Genomic DNA, 22,706 nt, shown 5'->3' with positions numbered 1-22,706 from the left:
GCCTAGGCGGGTTTTTTTATATCCGAAACGCGTTACTTGCTGCTGCAGCTTTTACTGCGGTCGAACGCGATCTTGCCGTCCGGCACCACCGCTTTTTCAATCTGCCCCTCTTCCATCGACGGCTGCACGCTGAAGTGCGCGTTGAAGGTCAGGAACACCGGCTCGCCGGCAGTCTTATTGGCCTTGGCGTAACCTTGCTCCAGCGCGATGTTGTTATCCACCGGGAAAGTGATGCCGGTGGCGCAATCTTTGAACACCGCCGCGTCGGCCATATAGCTGTAGCTGCCTTTCATCACCATCGGGGTTTTAGGCAACGGCTTTTCGACCGGCTCCAGACGGTAATTCAGCTTGGACTCGATCGGCGCGCCGCTGCGATCCAGCATCTCCAGGCTCTTGCCCACCGGACGGAAGTAGCGTTTCTCGCCGGTGCTGTCGGTCAGCACCAGCTTATCCGCGGTGCGCGCCCATTTGCCGTAGTCGGCAAAGGTCTGATCGCCGTCTTTGCTGCCGCGATAGGTTTCCTGCAGCACGAAGGTGCCGTCTTCATCCAGGAACAGCGCCGTATCCAGACCGCCGCAATCGGCGCAAGGCAACACCCCTTGATAACTCTGCGGCATCGCCTGCAGCGGTTGTTCCTTCGGTTGATAATGATTGTTGCATCCCAACAACGAGAGTGCGCCTGCCGCCAAGAACAGGGCTATCGTAATTTTCTTCACAGTTATTCTCCTACTGTGTTCATGTATTCCTAAGTGCGAACCTTGCCGCGCAGCGCCTTGGTGGCGCCTTTACGCGTCTTGCCTTCCAGGCGACGCAGTTTCGCTCCTTTCGTCGGCTTGGTCGCCTTGCGCGTTTTTTCCACCACCATCGCCTGCTGAATCAACGCGACCAGCCTGGCCAACGCCGCTTCGCGATTCAATTCCTGACTGCGATACTCTTGCGCCTTGATAATCACCACGCCATCGGCGGTAATTAAATGATGATTCAGCGCCAGCAGCCTTTCCTTATAATACTCTGGCAGGCTGGATGCCCGGATGTCAAAGCGCAAATGGATCGCCGTTGAGGTTTTGTTCACGTGCTGGCCGCCCGCGCCCTGCGCGCGGATCGCCGTCAATTCCAGCTCATTATCCGGTATGGCGACGTTTCTTGACAGTTCCAGCACCGGTCACACCTGCGCCCGCTGCCACTCGGCAAACTGGATTTCCAGACTATTCTGAGCATCGGACAGCCAAATAGTTCCTTCCTGCAGCGTCGCCTGCAGCGTCATGGTGCGGCTGGCCAGCGCCGTCAGCCGCGCCAGCTGCTCGTCGTCGAGGAAGCGTACGCTCAGGTTCTTGTAACCGGCCACTTTGCCCTGCATCGCCTGCCACCAAACGTGCGCGGCGCGCTCGCCGTAAGCGTACAACACCACGCGCGGCGACTGGTTGCAGGCCTTGCGAATGCGCTTCTCGTCAGGCAACCCCATCTCGATCCACATTTCCAGCCCGTTATGGTCGTTGCGCTGCCAGATCTCCGGCTCATCGTCGGCGCTCAGCCCTTTGGTGAACACCAGCCGCTCGTCGGCATGGCAGATCCAGGCCAACAGGCGCAGCATCATGCGCTGTTCATTTTCGGACGGGTGTTGCGCCAGCGTCAGCGTGGCGTCGTGATAGAAGTGACGATCCATATCAGCGATATTGACCGCGGCTTTATAAATGGTTGCTTTCAGCGCCATGGGTGACCTCGTTGTTATTCGGCGACAGTGTACTTGATCAGGGGTGAACGCCGCCAGCGCAGCCCGGCTCGGCGCAGAACGAAAGGCGTGTCGGGGTGCTGATAACTCCATAACAGCTGTGCTATAGTCGTCTAGGATAGGATAAAACTCCGAGAGCCTGCGCCTCATCGCGAGAGCGGTCTTGATGATGCAGAGGTTCTTAAGGGAGGAAACTGTGCAACAATACTGTGAGTTAGTACGCCGTACTTACGCCGAGATTGGCAGTGGAGATCTTGGCTACGTGCCTGATGCGCTGGCTTGTGCGTTAAAGGCATTGGACGATGTCGCAGCGAACGACGCGCTACCGTCCTCCGTTAGGGAACAGGCGGCCTTTGCCGCCGCTAACTTATTGGTGAGCGACTATGTTGATGAATGATGAGTACCAACCCATCAATTGCGATGACTACGACAACCTGGAACTCGCCTGTCAGCATAAACTTATTCTGAAGCTGGAGTTACGCGACGGAGAAGTGATCGAGGCCAAGGCGATCGACCTGCTGCAAAAGAAACGCGTTGAGTATCTGACCATCGAACAGAACGGCCAGCAGCGCGACCTGCGGCTGGACCATATCAGCAGTTTCAGTCATCCGGAAATCGGTACCGTGGTCGTCAGTCTGTCGGACTGAGCAGCGGTAACCCCATCCCAACAGGGCAGCCCAACGGCTGCCCTCGTCATTTAGGGCTTCAGGCTGGCGTAATAAGCCGCCAGATCGGCGATATCGTCATCCGACAGCCCCGACACATAGGCCTTCATCACCTCGGCCTGGCCGCCGTTGCGCTCCCCTTTCTTATACGCCTGCAACGCGTGCTGCAGGTACATGGCGTTCTGCCCGGCCAGATTCGGGTACATCGGCACCGTCACCTTGCCCTGCGCGCCGTGGCACGCCGCACAAGCGGCGGCTTTGGCCTGACCGGCGGCCGCATCCCCCGCCGCCAACGCCGGCAGGCTGAACAGGCCGGCGGCCAACAGCGTGATCCCCACTAACTTCATCAGTGCTCCTCGCGATTATGATTTTTTTCCCAGCGCAGCCGCCACGGGCGTTCGCCTTCCGGCACCTGCCCCGCCTCACAGACGAATACGCCCAGCGCGGCGATCAGCTGCTCATCATAATAAATCAACGGGATGCGTTCACGCTGCCAGGGAGGAATACCCAGCTCCTGCCACAGTTTTTTTATCGGCCGCGAATGGGCGCGCCCCACGATGCGCACCGCGCCCTGCACGCCGCCGAAACGAATGCTAATCTGCTGCGATAGCAGCGGCGCGCGCAGCGCCAGATCGCCCTCACCGGCAACCAACAGCCCCAGCCCGTCCGGCAACGTCAGCGGCTGGTCAGGCCGCCAGGGCAGATGCACACCGCGCAGCGCCGCCAGCGGCGGCAGCAGGTGCAGTCGGCCACGGAAACGGCGGATCTGATAGGCGCCGAGCTGCAGCTGCGGTTCGGCGTCTTCCCGGCTGAGTGCCACCTCCTCCCACAGGCGCTGTAGCTGCTCACGCGCCGGCATAGTGACGTTAAACAACGCGATCCAGCGCCGCAACAAGGCGAAACGCCGTACCGGCGAACAGTCGGTCAGGCCGTCGATCGCCAATGAGCGATCCGCCGCCAACAGGCTTTGCAGCGGTTCCGCCAGCAGTTCGTCCAGCAGCTGCTCCTGCTCGGCGCACAGGCTGGCGCTGCGCGCCACCGCCGAAGCGAAGTGCGGCCAGCGCTGGTTGAGCTGCGGCAAAACCTGCAAACGCAGGAAATTGCGATCGAAGCGCGTGTCCTGATTGCTGTCGTCATCTATCCAGCTTAAGGCGTGGCGCTGCGCGTAGCTTTCCAGCGTTTGACGCGAGCAGCCCAGCAACGGCCGCAACAGCAAGTGCTCGCCCAGCGTGGCGCACGCCGCCATCGCCGATAGCCCCGCCGGCCCGCTGCCGCGCTTGAGCGCCAACAGGAAGGTTTCGCTTTGATCGTCAAGGTGTTGGGCGGTAAGCAGCGCTTCTCCCTCAACCAATGCTGCGCTGAAAGCGGCATAGCGCGCCGCACGCGCCGCCGCTTCGATGCCGCCCTGGCGGGCATCCACCTGCACGTGCGTCACCGTCAGCGGGATCCGCCACTCGGCACATCGGCTGCGGCAATGCTCCACCCAACGGTCGGCAAAGGCGCTCAGGCCATGATGCACGTGCAGCGCACGCAGCTGCAGCGCCGGACGTTGGCGGCGCAACGTCGCCAGCAGATGCAGCAGCACGCTGGAATCCAGGCCGCCGCTGAACGCCACCATCAGCCGCTGCTGCGCGCCCAGCTGGTCCGCTACCTGCGTCGTTAATTGATCAGTATCCATCGGTAGGCTTTGTCACTTCTACATAGCTGCACGTTAACCCCGCCTACCGCCATCAATCAAGCATTAACCGTCCGGGCCTGGCGTCGCGTCAGCAGCCACCAGCCGCCCAGCACCGCGATCACCGCCAGCGTGCACCCGGCCGCCCCCCAGCCGATCTGGGCGAAAATGCGGCCATACGCCTGCATCGCCGCCCCTTCGATGTGATCCTCGGCGGTCTGATTGGCGATGATGCCCGCCAGATAGTTGGCGATCGAACCGGTCGCCAGCATATAGATACCGGTCAACACGCCGGTGGCGCCGGGGATATTCAGCCGGGTGATCTGCGCCATCGCCACCGGATCGATAAACAGTTCGGCGAAGCCCATCACCGCCAGGCCGGCGATCATCAGCCCCATCGAACCCGGCCCGTGCAGCCGCGTATTGAGCGCCATCAGCATAAAGCCGACGCCGATCAACAGCAGACCGAAGGCGAACTTGCACCAGATGCGCAGCGTCCGGTCGCCCGCGCCACCGCCGCTCGCCAGCCAGGCCAGCGCCACGCCGCCCAGCATCACCGCGCAGGCGTTAACCGACTGGAACAGCGCGGTCGGCACCGTCCAGCCGAACCAGCGCCGGTCGACGAAGTGATCGATAAACAGGCTGATGGAGCTGCCGCCCTGCTGGGCAAAAGCCCAGAACAGCGTGCCCAGCAGCATCAGTACGATGATCTGCCACAGCCCCCGCCGCTGGCCGGCGTCCGCACGCAGCATAATGCGCGCCACCAGCGCCACCGCCGCCACGCACACCAACCCGAGCAAATAGCCGGCCCAGTCGCGTTCAAACAGCAGCGTGAAGAACAACGGCGACGCCAGCAACGCCGCCAGCAGCCATCCCCAGTGCGGCAGGCCCAGGCTTCTGGCGCGCATCAGCGGGGCATTCACGCCGCGGGTGTGGCGGAAATGGCGTCCGCCCAGCAGAAAAATCACCAGGCCGGCGAACATGCCGATCCCGGCCAACGCAAAGCCGACGTGCCAGCCATAGCGCTCGGCCGCCAACCCACAGGCGATCGGTGCCAAAATGGAACCGACGTTGCCGGCGGCGTACAGCAGCGAGAAGCCCCCTTCGCGGCGCGAGTCCTGCGCCGGGTAAAGCTCGCCCAGCAGGCAGCTGATATTGGATTTGAACAGGCCGTAACCGCAGATGATGATCGCCAGCGCCAGATAGAGCGACTGGGCGGAGACCGCGCTCAGGCCGAGCACGATATGCCCCAGGGTCATCAGCGCCGCGCCGGCGATCACCGCGACGCGGTTGCCCAGCAGGCGGTCGGCGAGCCAGCCGCCCAAAATAGGAGTGACGTAAACTAACGAAGCGTAAGCGCTGTAGAGATCGATGGCGTGGCTGTCGGTATAGCCGAGTTGGTGGGTCAGATAGAGGATCAGTAACGCACGCATGCCGTAAAAGCTGAAATATTCCCAAATTTGTATCGCTACGACATAGTAGATTGCGCGCGGCTGTGAGGGTGTTTTCATGGTGGTCTCCCATCAGTCGGTGAACGACAAAGGGGAAGCGCGAGCGCCTCCCCTGTTTTTGGCTGCGGTTATTTCGCCTTCAGCACTTTCACCCGATAACGTCCGTCCGCCTGACGGTAGGCGCCGTGAATGTCGGTTTCAAAGCCCGGATAATGCGCGCCGATTTCGCACAGCATCTGCAGGAACTCCAGCACCGGCCGGCTCTCTTCGGTCAGCATCTCGCCCGGCATCACCAGCGGCACGCCCGGCGGGTATGGGAGGATCATGTTGGCGTTGACCTTACCGACCATCTCTTCCAGATAGACCTCTTCCACTTCGCCGTGCAGCTCTTTCTGGAACGCCTGATACGGGTTCATCACCATGGTTGGTAGCACTTCGAATGCGCGGTACATCAGGTCCGGCAGGTTGTGTTGCTCCACCAGGCGGTGAATGTTCTGCGCCAGATCCTGAATGCGCATGTTTTCATAGAAATCAGGCGCTTCCTGATACAGCGAAGGCAGCATGTTTTTCACCCGCAGGTTCAGGTCGAACGAACGTTTGAAGTCGGTCATCGCGCGCAGCAGGCTGAGCGCCTTGGTTTTATCGATGCCGATGCTGAACAGGAACAGCAGGTTGTACGGTCCGGTTTTCTCGACGATGATGCCGCGCTCGTCGAGGTATTTCGCCACGATGCTGGCCGGGATGCCGAACGGCTGCATCTCGCCTTCCTTGCTCATCCCCGGCGTCAGAATGGTGACCTTGATTGGATCCAGATACATGTGTTCATTGTCGATGTTCTTGAAACCGTGCCAGGCGCTGTCGGAGCGCAGCGGCCAGCATTCCGGCTCATCGATATGCTCCGGCTGCCAGACGTCGAAGAACCAGCCGTCGGACTCGACTTTCAGGCGTTTGATCTCTTTACGGAACTTGATCGCGCGTTCGATAGAACCGTGGATCAGGCGCTTGCCGGCGTTGCCTTTCATCATCGCCGCAGCGGTTTCGGTCGAGGCCACAATGCCGTAGTGCGGCGAAGTGGTGGTGTGCATCATGTAGGCTTCGTTGAAGGTCTCTTCGTTGATGTCGCCCTTCACGTGGATCATCGACGCCTGCGAGAAGGCCGCCAGCAGTTTGTGGGTGGACTGGGTTTCATAGATCACCTTGCCCTCCACGCGGCCGCCGCTCATGCCACACTTGCCTTTATAGATCGGGTGGAAATTGGTGTAAGGCACCCAGGCGGAATCGAAGTGGATAGACTTCACGTCCAGGGTGTTCTTGATAAAGTCGGTGTTGTACAGCAGGCCATCATAGGTGGAGTTGGTGATCACCGCGTGCACCGGCCAGGTGGCGTTCGGGGTATCCTTCACGCGTTTGGCGATGGTGGCGCGCTGGAACTCGCTCTGCGGAATACCGCCGAGGATGCCGTAAGCGTTGCGGGTCGGGCGGAAATAGATCGGCGTGATGTCGCTCATCATCATCAGGTGAGTCAGCGACTTGTGGCAGTTACGGTCAATCAGCACCGTGCTGCCCGCCGGCGCCGAATACATGCCGACGATCTTGTTGGCAGTGGAAGTGCCGTTGGTGACCATGTAGCTGCGTTCGGCGTTGAACACGCGAGAAATATACTCTTCCGCCTCTTTGTGCGGGCCGGAGTGATCCAGCAGCGATCCCAGTTCAGACACCGAAATCGAGATATCCGACTTCATGGTGTTCGGGCCGAAGAAATCGTAGAACAGGCTGCCGACCGGGCTTTTCTGGAACGCGGTGCCGCCCATGTGGCCCGGCGTACAGAAGGTGTATTTGCCTTCGCGCACGTATTTGAACAGCGCCTTGGTCAGCGGTGGCAGGATGGTGTCGATATATTCGTCGGTATTCTGTTTGATCTTGGCGGCGATGTCGGTTGCCGCGCCGAGCGCATACTCGAAGAAGCGCACCTGCATGCGCAGATCGTTCAGGCTGACGTCCAGCGTCGAATAGGTGTTGGCGAAGGCGTACAGCGGCATGTACTCGTTCAGCTGGCTGATCTCTTCGCACAGCTCCAGGTTGTATTTGTCCCAGTCGAAGATCACCCCGCACAAGCGGGCGTTGTTCTCGATCAGTTTCAGCAGGTCTTCGCGATCGTTAGGGTAAACGATGCGGAAATCCAGACTTTCCAGCGCCTGATGCAGTTCACGGATAGGCTCTTCTTTAAAGTAGACACCCATGTGATTCATGATGGCGATAACGTTCATATGCATTTCTCCTGGCAAAGCAAGCCCCTTCCCGTCGCGGCTGACAGGTCGGAAAGAAAGGGGCTGGGTAAATTCAGTCGGTCAGCGGACGCGAATCAGTGCGCTTTGGCCGTGGTGTTTTCATCGACCGCCGCTGCGCTGGCAGCCTGGCGGGTATTCATTTTCCGGGCGTAGAACATCAGGATAATCAGGCTGATGATAAAGGTGCCGGACAGTTCGAAAGAGTTGGCGCCCATCAGCGCGATGAAGCAGAAGCCGCAGCCGCACACGGAAGCGATCAGGCTCAGCAGGTTGCGCACGTTGACCCCTTCAAAGCGGATCAGGTCTACGCAGGAGTAGAAGTAAGGCAGCATGGTCAGCAGCACCGCGATACCGGTCAGCTCGCCGAACAGGTCGGACGCTTTGCCGCCGGCGGAGCTCATCAGGGTGATCAGCACCATCAGCGCGGTCATTTTGCAACCGGCCAGCAGCAGGCCTTTCTTCGGAATGCCGTTTTTATCCAGCTCGCCGTACACTTTCGGGAAGTTGCCGTCGTTGGCGGCGCGCACCCCGGCCTGGCCGACCAGCATCATCCACGAACCGAGCGAGGTCAGGCAGGCGAAGGCGGTGAAGGCGGAAACCATCGGTGCGGCCCAGTTGCCCATAATCGCCGAGGCGCTGATGGCGAACGGCGCGCCGCTGGCGGCCATTTCAGACGCCGGGAACATGCCGCTGATCACCTGGGTGGCGGCGATGTAGATGATGCCCGCCAGACCGGTGCCGAGCATGGTCGCCAGCGGTACGGTGCGTTTCGGGTTTTTCACCATGCCGGTGCTGACCGCCGCGGATTCCACGCCGATGAACGCCCACAGGCACAGCAGGATACTTTTGATGACCGCATGGCTGTCGGTGGTGCCGGAGGTATTCCAGTTAGCCTGGTAGGTGGCGGCGTCAAACCAGTGCCAGCCGAGGGTGGCGGTCACGATCACCGGGATCAGCACCAGCACCAGGCCCAGGGTGGTCAAACGGCTGACCCAGGTTCCGCCCAGCATGTTAACGAAGGTGAAGACCCACACGATGGCGATACAGGCGATGCCGGCGGGCACCGGGTTGTTCAGCGCCGGGAAGAAGGTGGAGAGATAAGAAACGGCGGTAATGCCGATGGCCAGGTTACCGATCCAGTTGGCATGGTAATAAAGCACGCCGGTCTGGAAACCGAAAGCCGGGGAAATTTCACCGGCGTAGGCGATAGGGCCGCCCTGCTGTGGGTTTTTGGTGGCGAGGCGGGCATACACATAAGCCAGCGACATCGCCCCGATAATCGAGATCACCCATCCCCAAATGGCGATGGATCCGAGACTCGCCAGGTTGGCGGGCAATAAGGCAATCCCGCTCCCCATCATATTACCGGCGACCACGCCGGTGCAGGCAATAAGCCCTATTTTCTTGGGTGAAGCCATGGTCAGTTTCTCCTGATTTACGTTTCTTATAAGCCACGCCCATAAATAAAAGATTTTAATGAGCCGGCTTGATAGTCAGGATGCTAACCATCGGGGGGAATAAAGTCCTAAAGATAAAGTGAGATTACGCTCATGATCATACAAATGATAACCTGAGGTTTTTTATTAACACATCAAGATAAAAAGACAGGCTAAAGAAAAGATAAACATCATTTAAAAACAAAAAGATGACAAGGTTAATAACGCATAACAAATGGCAAAAAAGAGATAATATCGCGCAGCAAAATAATACATTCATGCAACATGACTTCACCAATAAATAACGCCGCCATGATCCCCGAAGAATAAGAGCGGCGTGATATTGGGTTAATTATTGGCGCTGATAGTTATTTAAATAAGGCACGACGTTGGTCAATGACGTCTGGAATACGCCATTGGTGATCCAATGCAAGGTATCCTCACCGGGGCGAAGATTGAAGGCGGTAATATAAGAGTCGGCCGCCAAATGATTCTGCCCCTGCATTTCATACACCTTGCCCAGCAGCACATAATTCAGCCACGACATTTGCAATTCAATCCCCAGATCGATCGCCCGGTGCGCCTCGTCAATGCGCCCCTGCGTCAAGGCATCTACCGCCAGAACCTGCTGCATAATCGGCGTGTTCTTCAATTCGGGGATCGTCGCCAGATGGCTGATATCGGCGCGCAGTTGCCCCAAGGCCGGGCTGTCGAACGGTTGATAAGAATTGCGCAGCAGATCCACCAACGCTTTTTCAGCCAGCAGATAGCGGAAGTTCGGCGCGCTGTTAATCAGCTCGCTCAGCTGGGCGCTGGCGCGGGTCAACGAATCGGCGTCACCGCGGATCAGCAACTGATGCGCCTGGTAGAAACGCTGCAGCAACGGCCCGTTGTCCGGCAGCAACTGCGCCAGACGCTGCTCCAGCTGTGGCGGCCAAGGCTGCTTCAGCGCCGCGGACAGGCTGGCGAGGAAGTCGGTCTGGATCTTCAGCTGGTTATCGGCGGTGATGAAGTAACGCTTGTCCAACATGATCGAACTGTCGGCGTTATCCACCAGCCGCACGGAGAGGAAACACTGCTGGGCGCGGTAGTGGCGCTGATTGACGAACTCGATATACAGCGACTTGCCCGAGTTGCTGGGGCCGGAATAGTTGTAGTTGGTCTGGTCGTGCACCAGGAAGGTCGAGTAAGTGTTCAACGAATCGGTAATCAGCTCGCTGACGCCCACCACATAAGAGAGCTGCGGCATCCAGTTGCTGCAGCTCTCGCCGCCCTGAATGCGGATATCGATATCGCGCGGGTTGAGCAGCACCGGCATGGTCGATACCGGCACGCGCTGCGACAACGTGGCGATGCCGACAAACGCCACGCAGACGCTTAGCGCACTCAGAAACGCCAGCCACACCCAGAACGTCGAGCGGCGATAAAAATGTGGCTTCTTCTCGCCGGGCGCGGCAGCCGGCACGCTTGCCCGGCGCGGCGGCACATAGGGCGTATCCTCTTCATCATCGCTGCCGTCTTCCGGCTCATGCATGATCACCGCGATCTGCGGCGCCGGTGCAATCGCGGGTTGTGTCTCCCCCTCTTCACACCAGATCACCGACGTCGCCAGCTTATACCCGCGCTTGGGCACGGTGATAATGTATTCCGGGCTATCGCTGTCGCCGTCTTTCAGGTACTTGCGCAGCTCTGAAATACATTGGGTCACCACGTGGTTGGTGACAATATTGCGCTTCCAGACGTTGTCGATCAGCTCGTCGCGGCTCAGCACCACGTCGGGGTGCCGGGCGAAATAGCACAGCATGTCGATCAGGCGCGGTTCCAGCGTTTTCTGGCGACCATCGCGGCTGATGGTGTTGTCGGCAGGAGTAACCAGCCACTCCCCGACGCGAAAAGCAGGCTCTTGCATGGCGGAAATAACTCTGTAGGCATGTAGGGCAAGGGCGCGATCATAGCATAACCGCCCCCGGCTGTGGCCGCCGGGAGGCGATTAAGCCGTTAACTCTCGTATAATTCTAACGGTAAACCATCGGGATCGCTGAAAAAGGTAAAGCGGGATTGGGTGTAGGGATCGACACGCACCGGTTCGCAGGCAACGCCGGCCGCCTGCAGATGAGCGATAGCCTGATCGATGTCGTCGACGCTGAACGCCAGATGGCGCAGGCCGCAGGCCTCCGGGCGGCTGACGCGAGCCGGCGGCGAGGGGAAAGAAAACAGCTCGATGGTGTATTGCCCGTTGAGCGCCAGATCCGCTTTCCAGGAGCCGCGCTCCTCACGGTAGACTTCGCTCAGCAGGGTAAACCCGAGAATGTCGCAGTAAAAACGCTTGCTGGCGGCGTAGTCCGCGCCAATGATCGCGATGTGGTGCACCTGACGTAATGCCAGCATAGAAACCCTCTCCTGTTCATTCTGATGGGGCACGGTATCCGGCGGCGGCGATGCCGTCAATGAAAAAGCCCGGCTTATCTTGCCAAACCGCCGGGCGCGTTATGGCCTTATGGCTGCGGGGCTTTCAGCACCTTCACCAGATAGCACCCGTCTTCCGTCAGTTTGGCGCCGTGGATATCGGTTTCAAAACCGGGATAGCGCTCACCGATCGAGCATAGCATCAGCAGGAAATCGAGCACCGCCCGGCTCTCTTCGGTGATCATTTCCCCCGGCATCACCAACGGCACGCCCGGCGGATAAGGCAGGATCATATTGGCCGCCACCTTGCCCACCAGCTGATCCAGCTCGCAGGTTTCGACATTGCCGCGCACCTGCTCCTGGAACATCTGGTGCGGCGTCAGCTTCATTTCCGGCAGCACGTCGAACGCCCGCTGCATCAGGCCTGGCAGATCGTGTTGGCGGATCAGGCGATGAATGCCGGCGGCCAGATCCTGGATGCGCATATGGCGATAGAAATCCGGATCTTCGGCGTACAGATCCGGCAGCATGTTCTTCACCCGCAGGTTGAGATCGTAGGCGCGCTTGAAGTCGGTCAGGCCGCGCAGCAGGCTCATCGCCTTGGTTTTATCGATGCCGATGCTGAACAGGAACAGCAGGTTGTACGGCCCGGTCTTCTCCACCACGATGCCGCGTTCGTCGAGATACTTCGCCACCAGCGCCGCCGGGATCCCCTCTTCCTCCAGCGCGCTCAGCTCATTCATGCCCGGCGTCAGGATCGTCACCTTGATCGGATCGAGGTACATATGATCGCGATCGGTCTGGCCGAAACCGTGCCAGTTATCGTCCGGATCCAGCGGCCAGCACTGCGCCTCATCGATCTCTTCCGGCTGCCAGATATCGAAGAACCAGCTGTCGCTTTCCTCGCGCAGCCGCTGCACTTCACGGCGAAAATGCAGCGCGCGTTCCACCGAACGGTTGATCAAACGGCGCCCCGGGTTGCCGCGCAGCATGGCGGCGGCGGTCTCCATCGACGCCACGATGCCGTAGTGCGGCGAAGTGGTGGTGTGCATCATGTAGGCTTCGTTGAAGGTGCTCTCATCGTAGTCACCCTTGATATGAATCATCGAGGCCTGCGAGAAGGCGGCCAGCAGCTTGTGGGTGGATTGGGTTTCGTAGAAAACCTTGCCGGGCACCCGCTCGCCGCTCATGCCGCTCTTGCCGTCGTAAATCGGATGGAAGTTGGTGTAAGGCACCCAGGCGGAGTCGAAGTGGATCGACGGCACCTCCAGCGTCTGCTTAATGTAGTCGGTGTTGTACAACAGGCCGTCATAGGTGGAGTTGGTGATCACCGCATGCACCGGCCAGGTGGCGTTCGGCGTCGCCTGCACCCGGGCGGCGATGCTCTCACGCGTGAATTCGCGCTGCGGGATCCCGCCGAGGATGCCGTAGGCGTTGCGCAGCGGGCGCAGATAGATCGGCACGATATCGCTCATCATCAGCAGGTGGCACAGCGATTTGTGGCAGTTGCGGTCGATCAGTACCGTGCTGCCCGCCGGCGCCGAATACATGCCGACGATCTTGTTGGCGGTGGAGGTGCCGTTGGTGACCAGATAGCTCTGCTCGGCGTTGAAGGTGCGCGCGATATACTCTTCGGCCTCCAGGTGCGGCCCGGTATGATCCAGCAGCGAACCGAGCTCGGTAACCGAAATCGAGATGTCGGCCTTCAGGGTATTGGCGCCGAAGAAGTCATAGAACAGGCAGCCCACCGGGCTTTTTTGAAACGCAGTGCCGGCCATGTGGCCCGGCGTGCAGAAAGTGTACTTGCCTTCGCGCACATAGTTGAACAGCGCCTTGGTCAGCGGCGGCGTGATGGTGTCGATATATTCCGCGGTGTACTGCTGGATGCGCTGCGCGATGTCGTCCGCCGCGTTCAGGCCGTACTCGAAGAAATAGAGCACCATGCGCATTTCATGCAGGCTGACGTCGAAGGTGGAGTGGGTATTGATAAAGGCGTACAGCGGCAGGTATTCGTTCAGCTCGTTGATCTCGCTGCACAGCTCCAGGCTGTAGTCGTCCCAGTCGAAGATCACCCCGCAGATGCGGGCGTTGGCTTCGATCAGCTTCAGCAGATCACCGCTGTTTTTGGGGTACACCAGCTGGAATCCCATGGCGGCCAGCGCAGCGTGGAGCTCGCGAATCGGCTCATCTTTGTAGTAGACGCCCGTCGGGCCCATGATGGCGATGATATTCATCGGCAGCTCCTGTCAGTTAACGGCCAAGTCTCTATAACACCACGAAAATCCGGCGGTGTGTAGCCAAAAAAAAACCGCCCGGAGGCGGTTTCTTGCAGCGAAGCACAGAACTCAGCAGTAGCCGTAGTTCATCAGACGCTGGTAACGGCGGTTGAGCAACTCTTCGTCGTTCAGACCATCCAGATCTTTCAGATCGGCCAGCAGCTGCGCTTTTAGCGCGGCGGCCATCGCCGGCACGTCGCGGTGCGCGGAACCCAGCGGCTCCGGGATCACCGAGTCGATCAGCTTCAGCTCTTTCAGACGCGGTGCGGTGATGCCCATCGCTTCTGCGGCCAGCGGGGCCTTATCGGCGCTCTTCCACAGGATGGAAGCACAGCCTTCCGGCGAAATCACCGAGTAGGTGCTGTACTGCAGCATGTTCACCTTGTCGCCCACGCCGATCGCCAGCGCGCCGCCGGAGCCGCCTTCGCCGATGACGGTGCAGATGACCGGCACGTTCAGACGCGACATCTCACGCAGGTTGCGCGCGATAGCTTCCGACTGGCCGCGTTCTTCCGCGCCCACGCCCGGATAAGCGCCCGGGGTATCAATAAAGGTGATGATCGGCATCTTGAAGCGTGCGGCCATTTCCATCAGGCGCAGCGCCTTGCGGTAGCCTTCCGGCGCCGGCATGCCGAAGTTGCGGCGGATCTTCTCTTTGGTTTCACGGCCTTTCTGATGCCCGATGATCATCACCGGGCGGCCATCCAGGCGCGCAATGCCACCGACGATCGCTTTGTCGTCAGCGTAAGCGCGATCGCCCGCCAACTCTTCGAAGTCGGTAAAGATGTGTTTGATATAATCCAGGGTATAAGGACGGCGCGGGTGGCGTGCCAATTGGGCAATCTGCCAGGCCCCAAGATCGGCAAAAATCTTGCGCGTCAGCTCAACGCTCTTTTCACGCAGGCGCTGAACCTCTTCGTCCAGATTAATATCTAATTTTTCGTCTTGACGGCTGACTGCAGTCAGCGAGTCAATTTTCGCTTCCAGCTCTGCAATCGGCTGTTCAAAATCAAGAAAATTCAGACTCATAGCATTCCTATTTTAGTCAAATTCCAAGTCCACCTGCTCATTGCCTACCAACGTCCGCAAGTCGATCAACAAGCGGTCGGTGGGCGTCACGCGCCAGGTTGCGCCAAAACGCAGCTTGGCTCGCGCATCTTCCCGTTGATAGTAGAGATGCACTGGAATCGTCCCCGATCGATGGGGTTCCAACGACTGACGGAGACGGTTCAAAAGCTGGTCATCAATTTGCCTGTCAGTCAGCGAGATAGCAAGCCCGCGAGCGTATTTTTCCCGGGCTTCACTGATGTCCATTACCTCGCGGGCCATCATTTTAAGCCCGCCGCTAAAGTCATCAAAGCTGACCTGTCCACTGGCGATAAGGATACGGTCTTTTTCCAACAAATGCTGGTATTTTTCTAACGCTTCGGTGAATAACATCACTTCCAGACGGCCCGAACGGTCATCCAGCGTGCAGATGCCGATGCGGTTGCCGCGCTTGGTCACCATCACCCGCGCGGCGACCACCAACCCGACGGCGGTAGTCATTTTGCCCCGATCCGTCGGGTGCATGTCTTTCAAACGCTGGCCACCGGCGTAACGTTCGATCTCCTTCAGGTACTGGGTGATCGGGTGGCCGGTCAGGTACAGCCCCAGCGTCTCCCGTTCACCGTCCAGCACCACCTGCTCCGGCCAGGGCGCGATATTGGCGTAGGATTGCTCTACCTGCTCCGGCGCTTCCGCCAGCACGCCAAACATATCCACCTGGCCGATAGCTTCGGCTTTCGCATGCTGATCCGCCGCTTTCAACGCGTCGCCGAGCGAATTCATCAGCGCGGCGCGGTGCGGCCCAAGGCGATCGAACGCCCCGGACATGATCAGTTTTTCCAGAATGCGGCGGTTCAGTTTCTTGATGTCGGAGCGCGCGCAGAGATCGAACAGGTCTTTGAAGTAACCTTGTTCGCCGCTGTTGCGCGCCTCGATAATCGCCTCGATTGGCCCTTCCCCTACGCCCTTGATGGCGCCGATGCCGTACACGATCTCGCCGTCGTCGTTGACGTGGAAGTGATACAGGCCGCTGTTGATGTCCGGCGGCAGGATCTTCAGCCCCATGCGCCAGCATTCGTCCACCAGCCCCACCACTTTGTCGGTGTTGTCCATATCGGCGGTCATCACCGCCGCCATAAACTCGGCCGGGTAGTGGGCCTTCAGCCACAGCGTCTGGTACGACACCAGCGCATAGGCGGCGGAGTGCGATTTGTTGAAGCCATAACCGGCGAATTTCTCCACCAGGTCGAAGATTTTCACCGACAGTTCGCCGTCGATGCCGCGCGCTTTGGCGCCGTCTTCAAAGCCGCCGCGCTGCTTGGCCATTTCGACCGGGTTCTTTTTACCCATCGCACGGCGCAGCATGTCCGCGCCGCCCAGCGTGTAGCCGGCCAGCACCTGGGCAATCTGCATCACCTGTTCCTGATACAGGATGATGCCGTAGGTCGGCTCCAGCACCGGCTTGAGCGACTCGTGCTGCCACTGAATGTCCGGGTAGGAGATCTCTTCACGGCCGTGTTTGCGGTCGATGAAGTTATCCACCATGCCCGACTGCAGCGGCCCCGGACGGAACAGCGCCACCAGTGCGATCATGTCTTCGAAGCAGTCGGGCTTCAGACGTTTGATCAAATCTTTCATGCCGCGCGATTCAAGCTGGAACACCGCCGTGGTTTCCGAGCGCTGCAGCATGTCGAAACTTTTCTTGTCGTCGAGCGGGATGGCGGCGATGTCGATCGGTTCCAGCCCGGTCTTGGCGCGCCGGGCGTTGATCATCTCCAGCGCCCAGTCGATGATGGTCAGGGTGCGCAGACCGAGGAAGTCGAACTTCACCAGCCCGGCGTATTCCACGTCGTTCTTGTCGAACTGTGTCACCGGGTGGTTCCCTTCGGCATCGCAGTACAGCGGCGCGAAGTCGGTGATCTTGGTCGGCGCGATCACCACGCCCCCGGCGTGTTTACCGGCGTTGCGCGTTACCCCTTCCAGCTTGCGCGCCATGTCGATCAGCGCCTTGACCTCTTCGTCGGCCTCGTAAATTTCCGGCAGCTGCGGTTCGGCGGCGAAGGCTTTCTCCAGCGTCATGCCCGGATCCGGCGGCACCAGCTTGGAGATGCGATCGACGAAGCCGTACGGGTGCCCCAGCACGCGGCCCACGTCGCGGATAACCGCTTTCGCCGCCATGGTGCCGAAGGTGATGATCTGCGATACCGCTTCGCGGCCGTACATCTCCGCCACGTGCTCGATCACCTGGTCACGCTTCTCCATGCAGAAGTCGACGTCAAAGTCGGGCATTGAGACACGTTCCGGGTTCAGGAAGCGTTCGAACAGCAGATCGAACTCCAGCGGATCGAGGTCGGTGATTTTCAACGCATAGGCCACCAGCGAACCGGCGCCGGAGCCGCGCCCCGGGCCCACCGGCACGTTGTTGTCCTTCGACCACTGGATAAACTCCATCACGATCAGGAAGTAGCCGGGGAAGCCCATCTGGTTGATCACCTTCAGCTCTACGTCCAGACGCTCGTCATATTCCGGGCGGCGCTGCGCGCGCACTTCAGGATCGGGGAACAGGAACTCCAGACGCTCTTCCAGCCCCTCTTTCGATTTGAGCACCAGGAAGTCCTCGGTGCTCATATCGCCGGTCGGGAACTGCGGCAGGAAGTATTCGCCGAGGCGAATGGTGACGTTGCAGCGCTTGGCGATTTCGACGCTGTTCAGCAGCGCTTCCGGGATGTCGGCGAACAGTTCGCACATCTCGTCTTCGCTGCGCATGTACTGTTGCGGGCTGTAGTTGCGCGGCCGCTTAGGGTCGTCCAGCGTAAAGCCGTCGTGAATGGCGACGCGAATCTCATGAGCGTCGAAGTCATCTTCCACCAGGAAGCGCACGTCGTTGGTGGCCACCACCGGCAAGCCGCGCTCAGTGGCCAGCGCCACCGCCGCATGCAGGTAGTTCTCTTCGTCCTGACGGCCGGTGCGGATCAGTTCCAGATAGTAACAGTCCGGGAAATGCTGCTGGTAGAAATCCAGACACTGATCCACCTGCGCCTGGTTGCCGCGCAGCAGAAACTTGCCGACGTCGCCCTGACGCGCACCGGAGAGCAGGATCAGCCCTTCGCGATGTTCAATCAGCCAGTCGCGATCGATAGTCGGGCCGGCGGCGCCGTAGCCGCGCTGATAGGCGCGAGAAATCAGCAGCGTCAGGTTCTGGTAGCCTTCGTTGTTGCTGGCCAGCACCGTCAACTGAGCCAGTTCATCGCCCAGCTCTTCGCTTTGCACATGGAAATCCGCGCCGATGATCGGTTTGATCCCGGCGCCGTGCGCGCTGCCGTAGAATTTCACCAGCCCGCACAGGTTGGTGAAATCGGTGATTGCCAGTGCAGGCATGGCTAACGCGGCGGCTCTTTTCACCAGCGGCGCCGTCTTGGCCAATCCATCAATCATGGAGTAGTCACTGTGGACGCGCAGGTGAATAAAACGAGGTTCGGCCATCTCCAGATACCTGATTGAAGGGGCTCAGCAGGCTGAGCCCGGGTTAATGCTATCGTCGAGCCGGTCAGGCTCGCAGACTACAGCGCCAGCGCTCTTTTCACCGGCGCGAAACTGCGGCGATGATGCTCGGTGGCGCCCAGCGCGGCCAGCCGCTCCAGGTGGAAGGCGGTCGGGTAGCCTTTATGCTGCGCGAAACCGTAGTCCGGGTACTCGCTGTCCAGCTCGGCCATTTCGCGATCGCGCGTGACCTTCGCCAGAATGGACGCCGCGCTGATCTCCGCCACGCGGCTGTCGCCCTTCACCACCGCCTGCGAACGCATCGGCAAGCTCGGGCAACGGTTACCGTCGATTAAAACCATGTCCGGCGCGATATGCAACCCGGCCACCGCGCGCTGCATCGCCAACATGGTGGCGTGCAAAATGTTCAGTTGGTCGATTTCCGCCGGTTCGGCGCGCCCCAGGCTCCAGGAGAGCGCCTTGGCGACGATTTCGTCATACAGCGCCAGGCGGCGTTTTTCACTGAGTTTCTTGGAGTCCGCCAGACCGACGATCGGCTGCGCCGGATCGAGGATCACGGCGGCGGTGACCACCGCGCCGACCAACGGGCCGCGGCCCACTTCGTCCACACCGGCAATCAGCGTGGCAGCGGGATAGATAAAGGGTTCAATCATGCTTTCGCCAGCTCCAACACAGCCTGAGCGGCCTGTTCGTCCGCACCGCAACGGATGCTTTGGTGCAAGGTAAGGAAAGTCTGTTTCAGCGCGTCGGTTTCCGGGCTCTCTTCCAGCAGCGGCATCACGGCGGCGGCCAGTTTGTCCGGCACGCAGTCATGCTGCAACAGCTCGGTGACGATCTCGCGCCCCGCCAGCAGATTCGGCAGCGAAACGTAAGGCGTTTTTACCAGCTTCTGCGCCAACCAGAAAGTGAACGGCTTCATGCGATAGCCCACCACCATCGGGCACTTGGCCAGCATGCACTCCAGCGCCGCCGTACCGGATGCCAGCAGCGCCGCGTCGCTGGCGATCATCGCTTCGCGCCCCTGCCCGTTCAGCAGGTGTACGGTCAAATCCGGTGCAACCTCGGCCTTGATGCGCTCAAACTGCTCGCGCCGTTTGGCGTTGACCAGCGGCACCACCACTTCCAGCTCGGGATAACGGGTGCGCAGCAGCTGCGCGGTTTTGAGGAAATCGGCGCTCAGCATCTCGACTTCGGCGCCGCGGCTGCCCGGCAGCAAGGCCAGACAGCGCGCCTGCGGAGCGATGCCAAGCTGAGCGCGCGCCGCCAGCCGGTCGGGCTGCAACGGCATGGCGTCCGCCATAGTGTGGCCAATAAACCGGCAGGGGACGTTGAAACGATCGTAAAACGCTTTTTCGAAAGGGAGAAAGGCCAGCACCAAATCGGTGGCTTTGCCTATTTTGAAAACGCGCTTTTGTCGCCAGGCCCACACGGAAGGGCTGACGTAGTGGATGGTGCGAATGCCGCGCTGCTTGAGGCGGCCTTCCAGCGTGATGTTGAAGTCCGGCGCGTCGATGCCGACAAACACGTCCGGCCGCAGCTCACCGAAGCGGCGGGTAAGATCCTTGCGGATCTTCAACAGGCGTGGCAAACGCTCGAGCACTTCCACCACGCCCATGACCGCCAGCTCTTCCATTTCGTACCAGGCTTCGCAGCCTTCGGCCTGCATCAGCGGGCCGGCGACGCCTACGAAACGCGCGCCGGGGATCTGCGCCTTGAGCGCACGGATCAAGCCGGCGCCGAGAATGTCACCGGAGGTTTCTCCGGCGACCAGTCCGATAGTCAATGGACGATTCGACATAACTCAGCGAATGATGCCACGGGTGGAACGGGTGAAGAAATCGAGGTATTGCTGCACCACCGGCTGTTCTTTGGCCAGGGCTTCGATTTCCGCTTTCGCTTCATCCAGCGTTTTCTCGCTGCGATACAGGATTTTGTAGGCGTTGCGGATTGCCTGCATTTCATCCTTGTCAAAACCGCGGCGCTTCAGGCCGACCGCGTTGACGCCGAACGGCGTAGCGTGGTTGCCCTGAGCGATGACGAAAGGAGGCACGTCCTGAGCGACACCGGAACAACCGCCTACCATCACATGCGCGCCGATAATGCAGAACTGGTGGATCGCCGTCATGCCGCCGATGATGGCGTGATCGTCGATTTCCACATGCCCCGCCAGCGTGGCGTTGTTGGCCAGCACGCAAGCATTGCCGACCACGCAATCGTGGGCGACGTGCACGTTGACCATCAGCAGGTTGTCGTTGCCCACTTTAGTCAGGCCGGTACCCTGCGCGGTGCCGCGATGAATGGTCACGCTTTCGCGGATGCGGTTGCGATCGCCCACTTCAACGCGCGTCGGTTCGCCCGCGTATTTCAGATCCTGATTCACTTCGCCGATAGAGGCGAACTGATAAATCTGATTATCGCAGCCAATCTTGGTAATGCCGTTCACCACCACGTGGGATTTCAGCACCGTGCCGGCGCCGATTTCCACCTGGGAGCCGACGTAGCAGAAAGGGCCGATATGCACGTTGGCGCCGATCACGGCGCCTTCTTCGACTATCGCGCTAGGATGGATAAAGGCGGTTTGGTCAATCACGGATTAAGCCTCCCGGCTGCGGGCACACATCATGGTTGCTTCGCAGACAATTTTACCGTCAACGGTCGCCACGCCTTTGAAGCGAGTCAGACCGCGGCGAGTTTTCTCGAAGGTGACTTCCATGACCATCTGATCGCCTGGCACCACAGGGCGCTTGAAACGTGCTTCGTCGATACCGGCGAAGTAATACAGCTCGCCCGGCTCCAGTTTGCCGACGCTTTTAAACGCCAGAATACCGGTGGCCTGCGCCATGGCTTCCAGGATCAATACGCCTGGGAAAATCGGTTTGCCAGGGAAATGGCCCTGGAAAAACGGTTCATTCACCGATACGTTCTTCACCGCACGCAGATATTTGTGCTCTTCAAACTCGAGGACGCGGTCGACCAGCAAGAACGGGTAACGGTGAGGAAGCAGATCCAAAATTTCTGCAATATCCAGAGTATGAGTGTCAGTAGTCAAAATACTCTTCCTGTCTCTAAAAACTGATGGCATCAACAACACGGCCTGCGCTGACCCCAAAAGGAGATCATCATGCAGGCCGCAAATTAACATCTCTTTGCGCTTTTGGTCTCACGACCAACGCGTTTCGTTTTGTACCCGCCAGGGCGGGCGGCAATGATTAGTCTTTTCCGACTTTACGTTCGACAGCTTTCAAGCGTTTGCTGATCTCATCGATATTCATCACCAACGCAGCGGTTTTACGCCAAACCTTGTTAGGCTGCAACGGAATGCCCGAAGAGTATACCCCAGGTTCGGTGATTGGTCGCATAACCATTCCCATTCCGGTAACAACAACCTTGTCGGCAATCTCCATGTGACCGTTGATCACGCTGGCACCGCCGATCTGGCAGTAGCGGCCGATTTTCAGGCTGCCGGCCATGATCACACCGCCGGCGACGGCGGTATTGTCGCCAATCACGACGTTATGTGCAATCTGACATTGGTTGTCGATGATAACACCATTCCCGATTTGGGTGTTATCCAAAGCGCCGCGGTCAATGGTGGTGCAAGCGCCGATTTCGACGCGATCGCCGATAATCACCGTGCCCAACTGAGGGATTTTGATCCACTCGCCGCGCTCGTTCGCATAGCCGAAACCGTCCGCGCCAATCACGGTGCCGGACTGGATCAGGCAGCGCTGGCCGATTTCAACCGCATGATAAATTGTGACATTCGCCCACAGACGCGTTCCCGCGCCGATGCGTGCGTGTTTGCCGATGAAGCAGCCCGGACCGATAACCACGTTATCGCCAAGCACCGCACCCGACTCAATCACCGCGTTTGCCCCAATGGCGACGTTCTGCCCCAGCTGCGCTTCAGGCGAGATCACCGCGCTTGGCGCGATATCCTGCGCCGGTGCCGGCGTAGTGTCCATCAGTTGCGCCATGCGCGCGTAGGTCAGATAAGGGTTTTTAACCACCAGCGCCGCAGCACGGCAGTGTGGTAAATCCGCTTCGGTAAGCACCACGGCGCTTGCCTGGCAGGAAGACAGCTGCTCTTGATAGCGGCTGTTTGACAAAAACGTGATTTGGCCAGGCTGTGCCGAATGCATAGAAGCAATGCCGGTGATGACGAGATCGCCATCACCGTGCAATTGTGCATCCAACTGCTGCGCTAAATCAGCCAGTCGAATTGAAAGCAT

At 59.6% G+C, this 22,706-nt stretch carries 20 protein-coding genes; 2 read left to right on the top strand and 18 right to left on the bottom strand.

Annotated elements, in window-relative coordinates:
* Positions 1–32: 32 nt before the first annotated feature.
* The 3 genes from nlpE to AC2CGI_RS23400 are packed head-to-tail and all read right to left on the bottom strand — an operon-like array spanning position 33 to position 1,711.
* Entirely contained in the window at positions 33–716 is a 684-nt protein-coding gene (nlpE, locus tag AC2CGI_RS23410; protein WP_004932000.1) for an envelope stress response activation lipoprotein NlpE, read from the bottom strand.
* 29 nt (positions 717–745) lie between these two features.
* Entirely contained in the window at positions 746–1,159 is a 414-nt protein-coding gene (gene arfB, locus AC2CGI_RS23405) for an alternative ribosome rescue aminoacyl-tRNA hydrolase ArfB (protein WP_004931997.1), read from the bottom strand.
* 3 nt (positions 1,160–1,162) lie between these two features.
* Positions 1,163–1,711, bottom strand: coding sequence for a YaeQ family protein (locus tag AC2CGI_RS23400; RefSeq protein ID WP_015378883.1), 549 nt, complete (start codon positions 1,709–1,711; stop codon positions 1,163–1,165).
* Between the two features lie 214 nt (positions 1,712–1,925).
* On the opposite strand from AC2CGI_RS23400, the gene AC2CGI_RS23395 reads away from it, so the two are divergent.
* Positions 1,926–2,126 carry a YaeP family protein gene (locus AC2CGI_RS23395; protein ID WP_004931993.1) on the top strand — a complete coding sequence of 67 codons (201 nt, stop codon included), beginning with the start codon at positions 1,926–1,928 and terminating at the stop codon, positions 2,124–2,126.
* Complete coding sequence (rof, locus tag AC2CGI_RS23390) at positions 2,113–2,376, top strand: Rho-binding antiterminator (RefSeq protein ID WP_004931991.1); 264 nt, start codon at positions 2,113–2,115, stop codon at positions 2,374–2,376. Before AC2CGI_RS23395 ends, rof begins: the two co-directional genes overlap by 14 nt.
* Before the next feature lie 50 nt (positions 2,377–2,426).
* On the opposite strand, the gene AC2CGI_RS23385 is transcribed toward rof, so the two are convergent.
* The 15 genes from AC2CGI_RS23385 to lpxD all read right to left on the bottom strand — a co-directional run bounded on the left by AC2CGI_RS23385 (position 2,427) and on the right by lpxD (position 22,706).
* On the bottom strand, positions 2,427–2,741 hold the full coding sequence (locus tag AC2CGI_RS23385) for a c-type cytochrome (RefSeq protein WP_004931989.1): 315 nt from the start codon (positions 2,739–2,741) through the stop codon (positions 2,427–2,429).
* The gene (gene tilS, locus AC2CGI_RS23380) at positions 2,741–4,072 is read right to left on the bottom strand and encodes a tRNA lysidine(34) synthetase TilS (protein WP_076741332.1); all 1,332 of its coding nucleotides are present in this window, start codon (positions 4,070–4,072) and stop codon (positions 2,741–2,743) included. The genes AC2CGI_RS23385 and tilS overlap by 1 nt, the downstream gene beginning before the upstream one ends.
* A 56-nt stretch (positions 4,073–4,128) precedes the next feature.
* Entirely contained in the window at positions 4,129–5,580 is a 1,452-nt protein-coding gene (gene dtpD / locus AC2CGI_RS23375) for a dipeptide permease DtpD (protein ID WP_076741331.1), read from the bottom strand.
* A gap of 68 nt (positions 5,581–5,648) precedes the next feature.
* Complete coding sequence (gene cadA / locus AC2CGI_RS23370; RefSeq protein ID WP_004931982.1) at positions 5,649–7,787, bottom strand: lysine decarboxylase CadA; 2,139 nt, start codon at positions 7,785–7,787, stop codon at positions 5,649–5,651.
* A gap of 95 nt (positions 7,788–7,882) precedes the next feature.
* The gene (cadB, locus tag AC2CGI_RS23365) at positions 7,883–9,226 is read right to left on the bottom strand and encodes a cadaverine/lysine antiporter (RefSeq protein ID WP_004931980.1); all 1,344 of its coding nucleotides are present in this window, start codon (positions 9,224–9,226) and stop codon (positions 7,883–7,885) included.
* A gap of 370 nt (positions 9,227–9,596) precedes the next feature.
* Positions 9,597–11,153 (bottom strand): lysine decarboxylation/transport transcriptional activator CadC, encoded by a 1,557-nt coding sequence (cadC, locus tag AC2CGI_RS23360; protein WP_015378886.1) that lies wholly within the window; start codon positions 11,151–11,153, stop codon positions 9,597–9,599.
* Positions 11,154–11,242: 89 nt separating this feature from the next.
* Positions 11,243–11,632: a VOC family protein gene (locus AC2CGI_RS23355; RefSeq protein WP_015378887.1), complete on the bottom strand. Its 390-nt coding sequence runs from the start codon at positions 11,630–11,632 to the stop codon at positions 11,243–11,245.
* A 107-nt stretch (positions 11,633–11,739) separates the two neighbouring features.
* Positions 11,740–13,884, bottom strand: coding sequence for a lysine decarboxylase LdcC (locus tag AC2CGI_RS23350; protein WP_076741330.1), 2,145 nt, complete (start codon positions 13,882–13,884; stop codon positions 11,740–11,742).
* Between the two features lie 111 nt (positions 13,885–13,995).
* Positions 13,996–14,955, bottom strand: coding sequence for an acetyl-CoA carboxylase carboxyl transferase subunit alpha (gene accA / locus AC2CGI_RS23345; protein WP_004931972.1), 960 nt, complete (start codon positions 14,953–14,955; stop codon positions 13,996–13,998).
* A gap of 12 nt (positions 14,956–14,967) precedes the next feature.
* A complete protein-coding gene (gene dnaE / locus AC2CGI_RS23340) occupies positions 14,968–18,456 on the bottom strand; it encodes a DNA polymerase III subunit alpha (RefSeq protein ID WP_004931970.1) in 3,489 nt (1,162 codons plus the stop codon).
* Between the two features lie 77 nt (positions 18,457–18,533).
* Positions 18,534–19,127, bottom strand: a complete 594-nt coding sequence (gene rnhB / locus AC2CGI_RS23335; protein ID WP_015378890.1) for a ribonuclease HII — start codon at positions 19,125–19,127, stop codon at positions 18,534–18,536.
* Positions 19,124–20,272: a lipid-A-disaccharide synthase gene (gene lpxB, locus AC2CGI_RS23330; RefSeq protein WP_015378891.1), complete on the bottom strand. Its 1,149-nt coding sequence runs from the start codon at positions 20,270–20,272 to the stop codon at positions 19,124–19,126. Before lpxB ends, rnhB begins: the two co-directional genes overlap by 4 nt.
* 3 nt (positions 20,273–20,275) lie before the next feature.
* Positions 20,276–21,064, bottom strand: coding sequence for an acyl-ACP--UDP-N-acetylglucosamine O-acyltransferase (gene lpxA / locus AC2CGI_RS23325; RefSeq protein WP_004931964.1), 789 nt, complete (start codon positions 21,062–21,064; stop codon positions 20,276–20,278).
* Between the two features lie 3 nt (positions 21,065–21,067).
* Complete coding sequence (gene fabZ, locus AC2CGI_RS23320; protein ID WP_004931962.1) at positions 21,068–21,523, bottom strand: 3-hydroxyacyl-ACP dehydratase FabZ; 456 nt, start codon at positions 21,521–21,523, stop codon at positions 21,068–21,070.
* 160 nt (positions 21,524–21,683) lie between these two features.
* Entirely contained in the window at positions 21,684–22,706 is a 1,023-nt protein-coding gene (lpxD, locus tag AC2CGI_RS23315) for a UDP-3-O-(3-hydroxymyristoyl)glucosamine N-acyltransferase (protein ID WP_004931959.1), read from the bottom strand.

It is taken from the genome of Serratia sp. LSHTC3 (genome assembly GCF_057197125.1).
This window is presented reverse-complemented; position numbering and strand designations above follow the sequence as displayed.

Coding starts and splice junctions, on each gene's coding strand:
- AC2CGI_RS23400 (WP_015378883.1), bottom strand. CDS start 1,711: ATGGCGCTGAAAGCAACCATTTATAAAGCCGCGGTCAATATCGCTGAT.
- rof (WP_004931991.1), top strand. CDS start 2,113: ATGTTGATGAATGATGAGTACCAACCCATCAATTGCGATGACTACGAC.
- AC2CGI_RS23385 (WP_004931989.1), bottom strand. CDS start 2,741: ATGAAGTTAGTGGGGATCACGCTGTTGGCCGCCGGCCTGTTCAGCCTG.
- tilS (WP_076741332.1), bottom strand. CDS start 4,072: ATGGATACTGATCAATTAACGACGCAGGTAGCGGACCAGCTGGGCGCG.
- dtpD (WP_076741331.1), bottom strand. CDS start 5,580: ATGAAAACACCCTCACAGCCGCGCGCAATCTACTATGTCGTAGCGATA.
- cadA (WP_004931982.1), bottom strand. CDS start 7,787: ATGAACGTTATCGCCATCATGAATCACATGGGTGTCTACTTTAAAGAA.
- cadB (WP_004931980.1), bottom strand. CDS start 9,226: ATGGCTTCACCCAAGAAAATAGGGCTTATTGCCTGCACCGGCGTGGTC.
- cadC (WP_015378886.1), bottom strand. CDS start 11,153: ATGCAAGAGCCTGCTTTTCGCGTCGGGGAGTGGCTGGTTACTCCTGCC.
- AC2CGI_RS23355 (WP_015378887.1), bottom strand. CDS start 11,632: ATGCTGGCATTACGTCAGGTGCACCACATCGCGATCATTGGCGCGGAC.
- AC2CGI_RS23350 (WP_076741330.1), bottom strand. CDS start 13,884: ATGAATATCATCGCCATCATGGGCCCGACGGGCGTCTACTACAAAGAT.
- accA (WP_004931972.1), bottom strand. CDS start 14,955: ATGAGTCTGAATTTTCTTGATTTTGAACAGCCGATTGCAGAGCTGGAA.
- dnaE (WP_004931970.1), bottom strand. CDS start 18,456: ATGGCCGAACCTCGTTTTATTCACCTGCGCGTCCACAGTGACTACTCC.
- rnhB (WP_015378890.1), bottom strand. CDS start 19,127: ATGATTGAACCCTTTATCTATCCCGCTGCCACGCTGATTGCCGGTGTG.
- lpxB (WP_015378891.1), bottom strand. CDS start 20,272: ATGTCGAATCGTCCATTGACTATCGGACTGGTCGCCGGAGAAACCTCC.
- lpxD (WP_004931959.1), bottom strand. CDS start 22,706: ATGCTTTCAATTCGACTGGCTGATTTAGCGCAGCAGTTGGATGCACAA.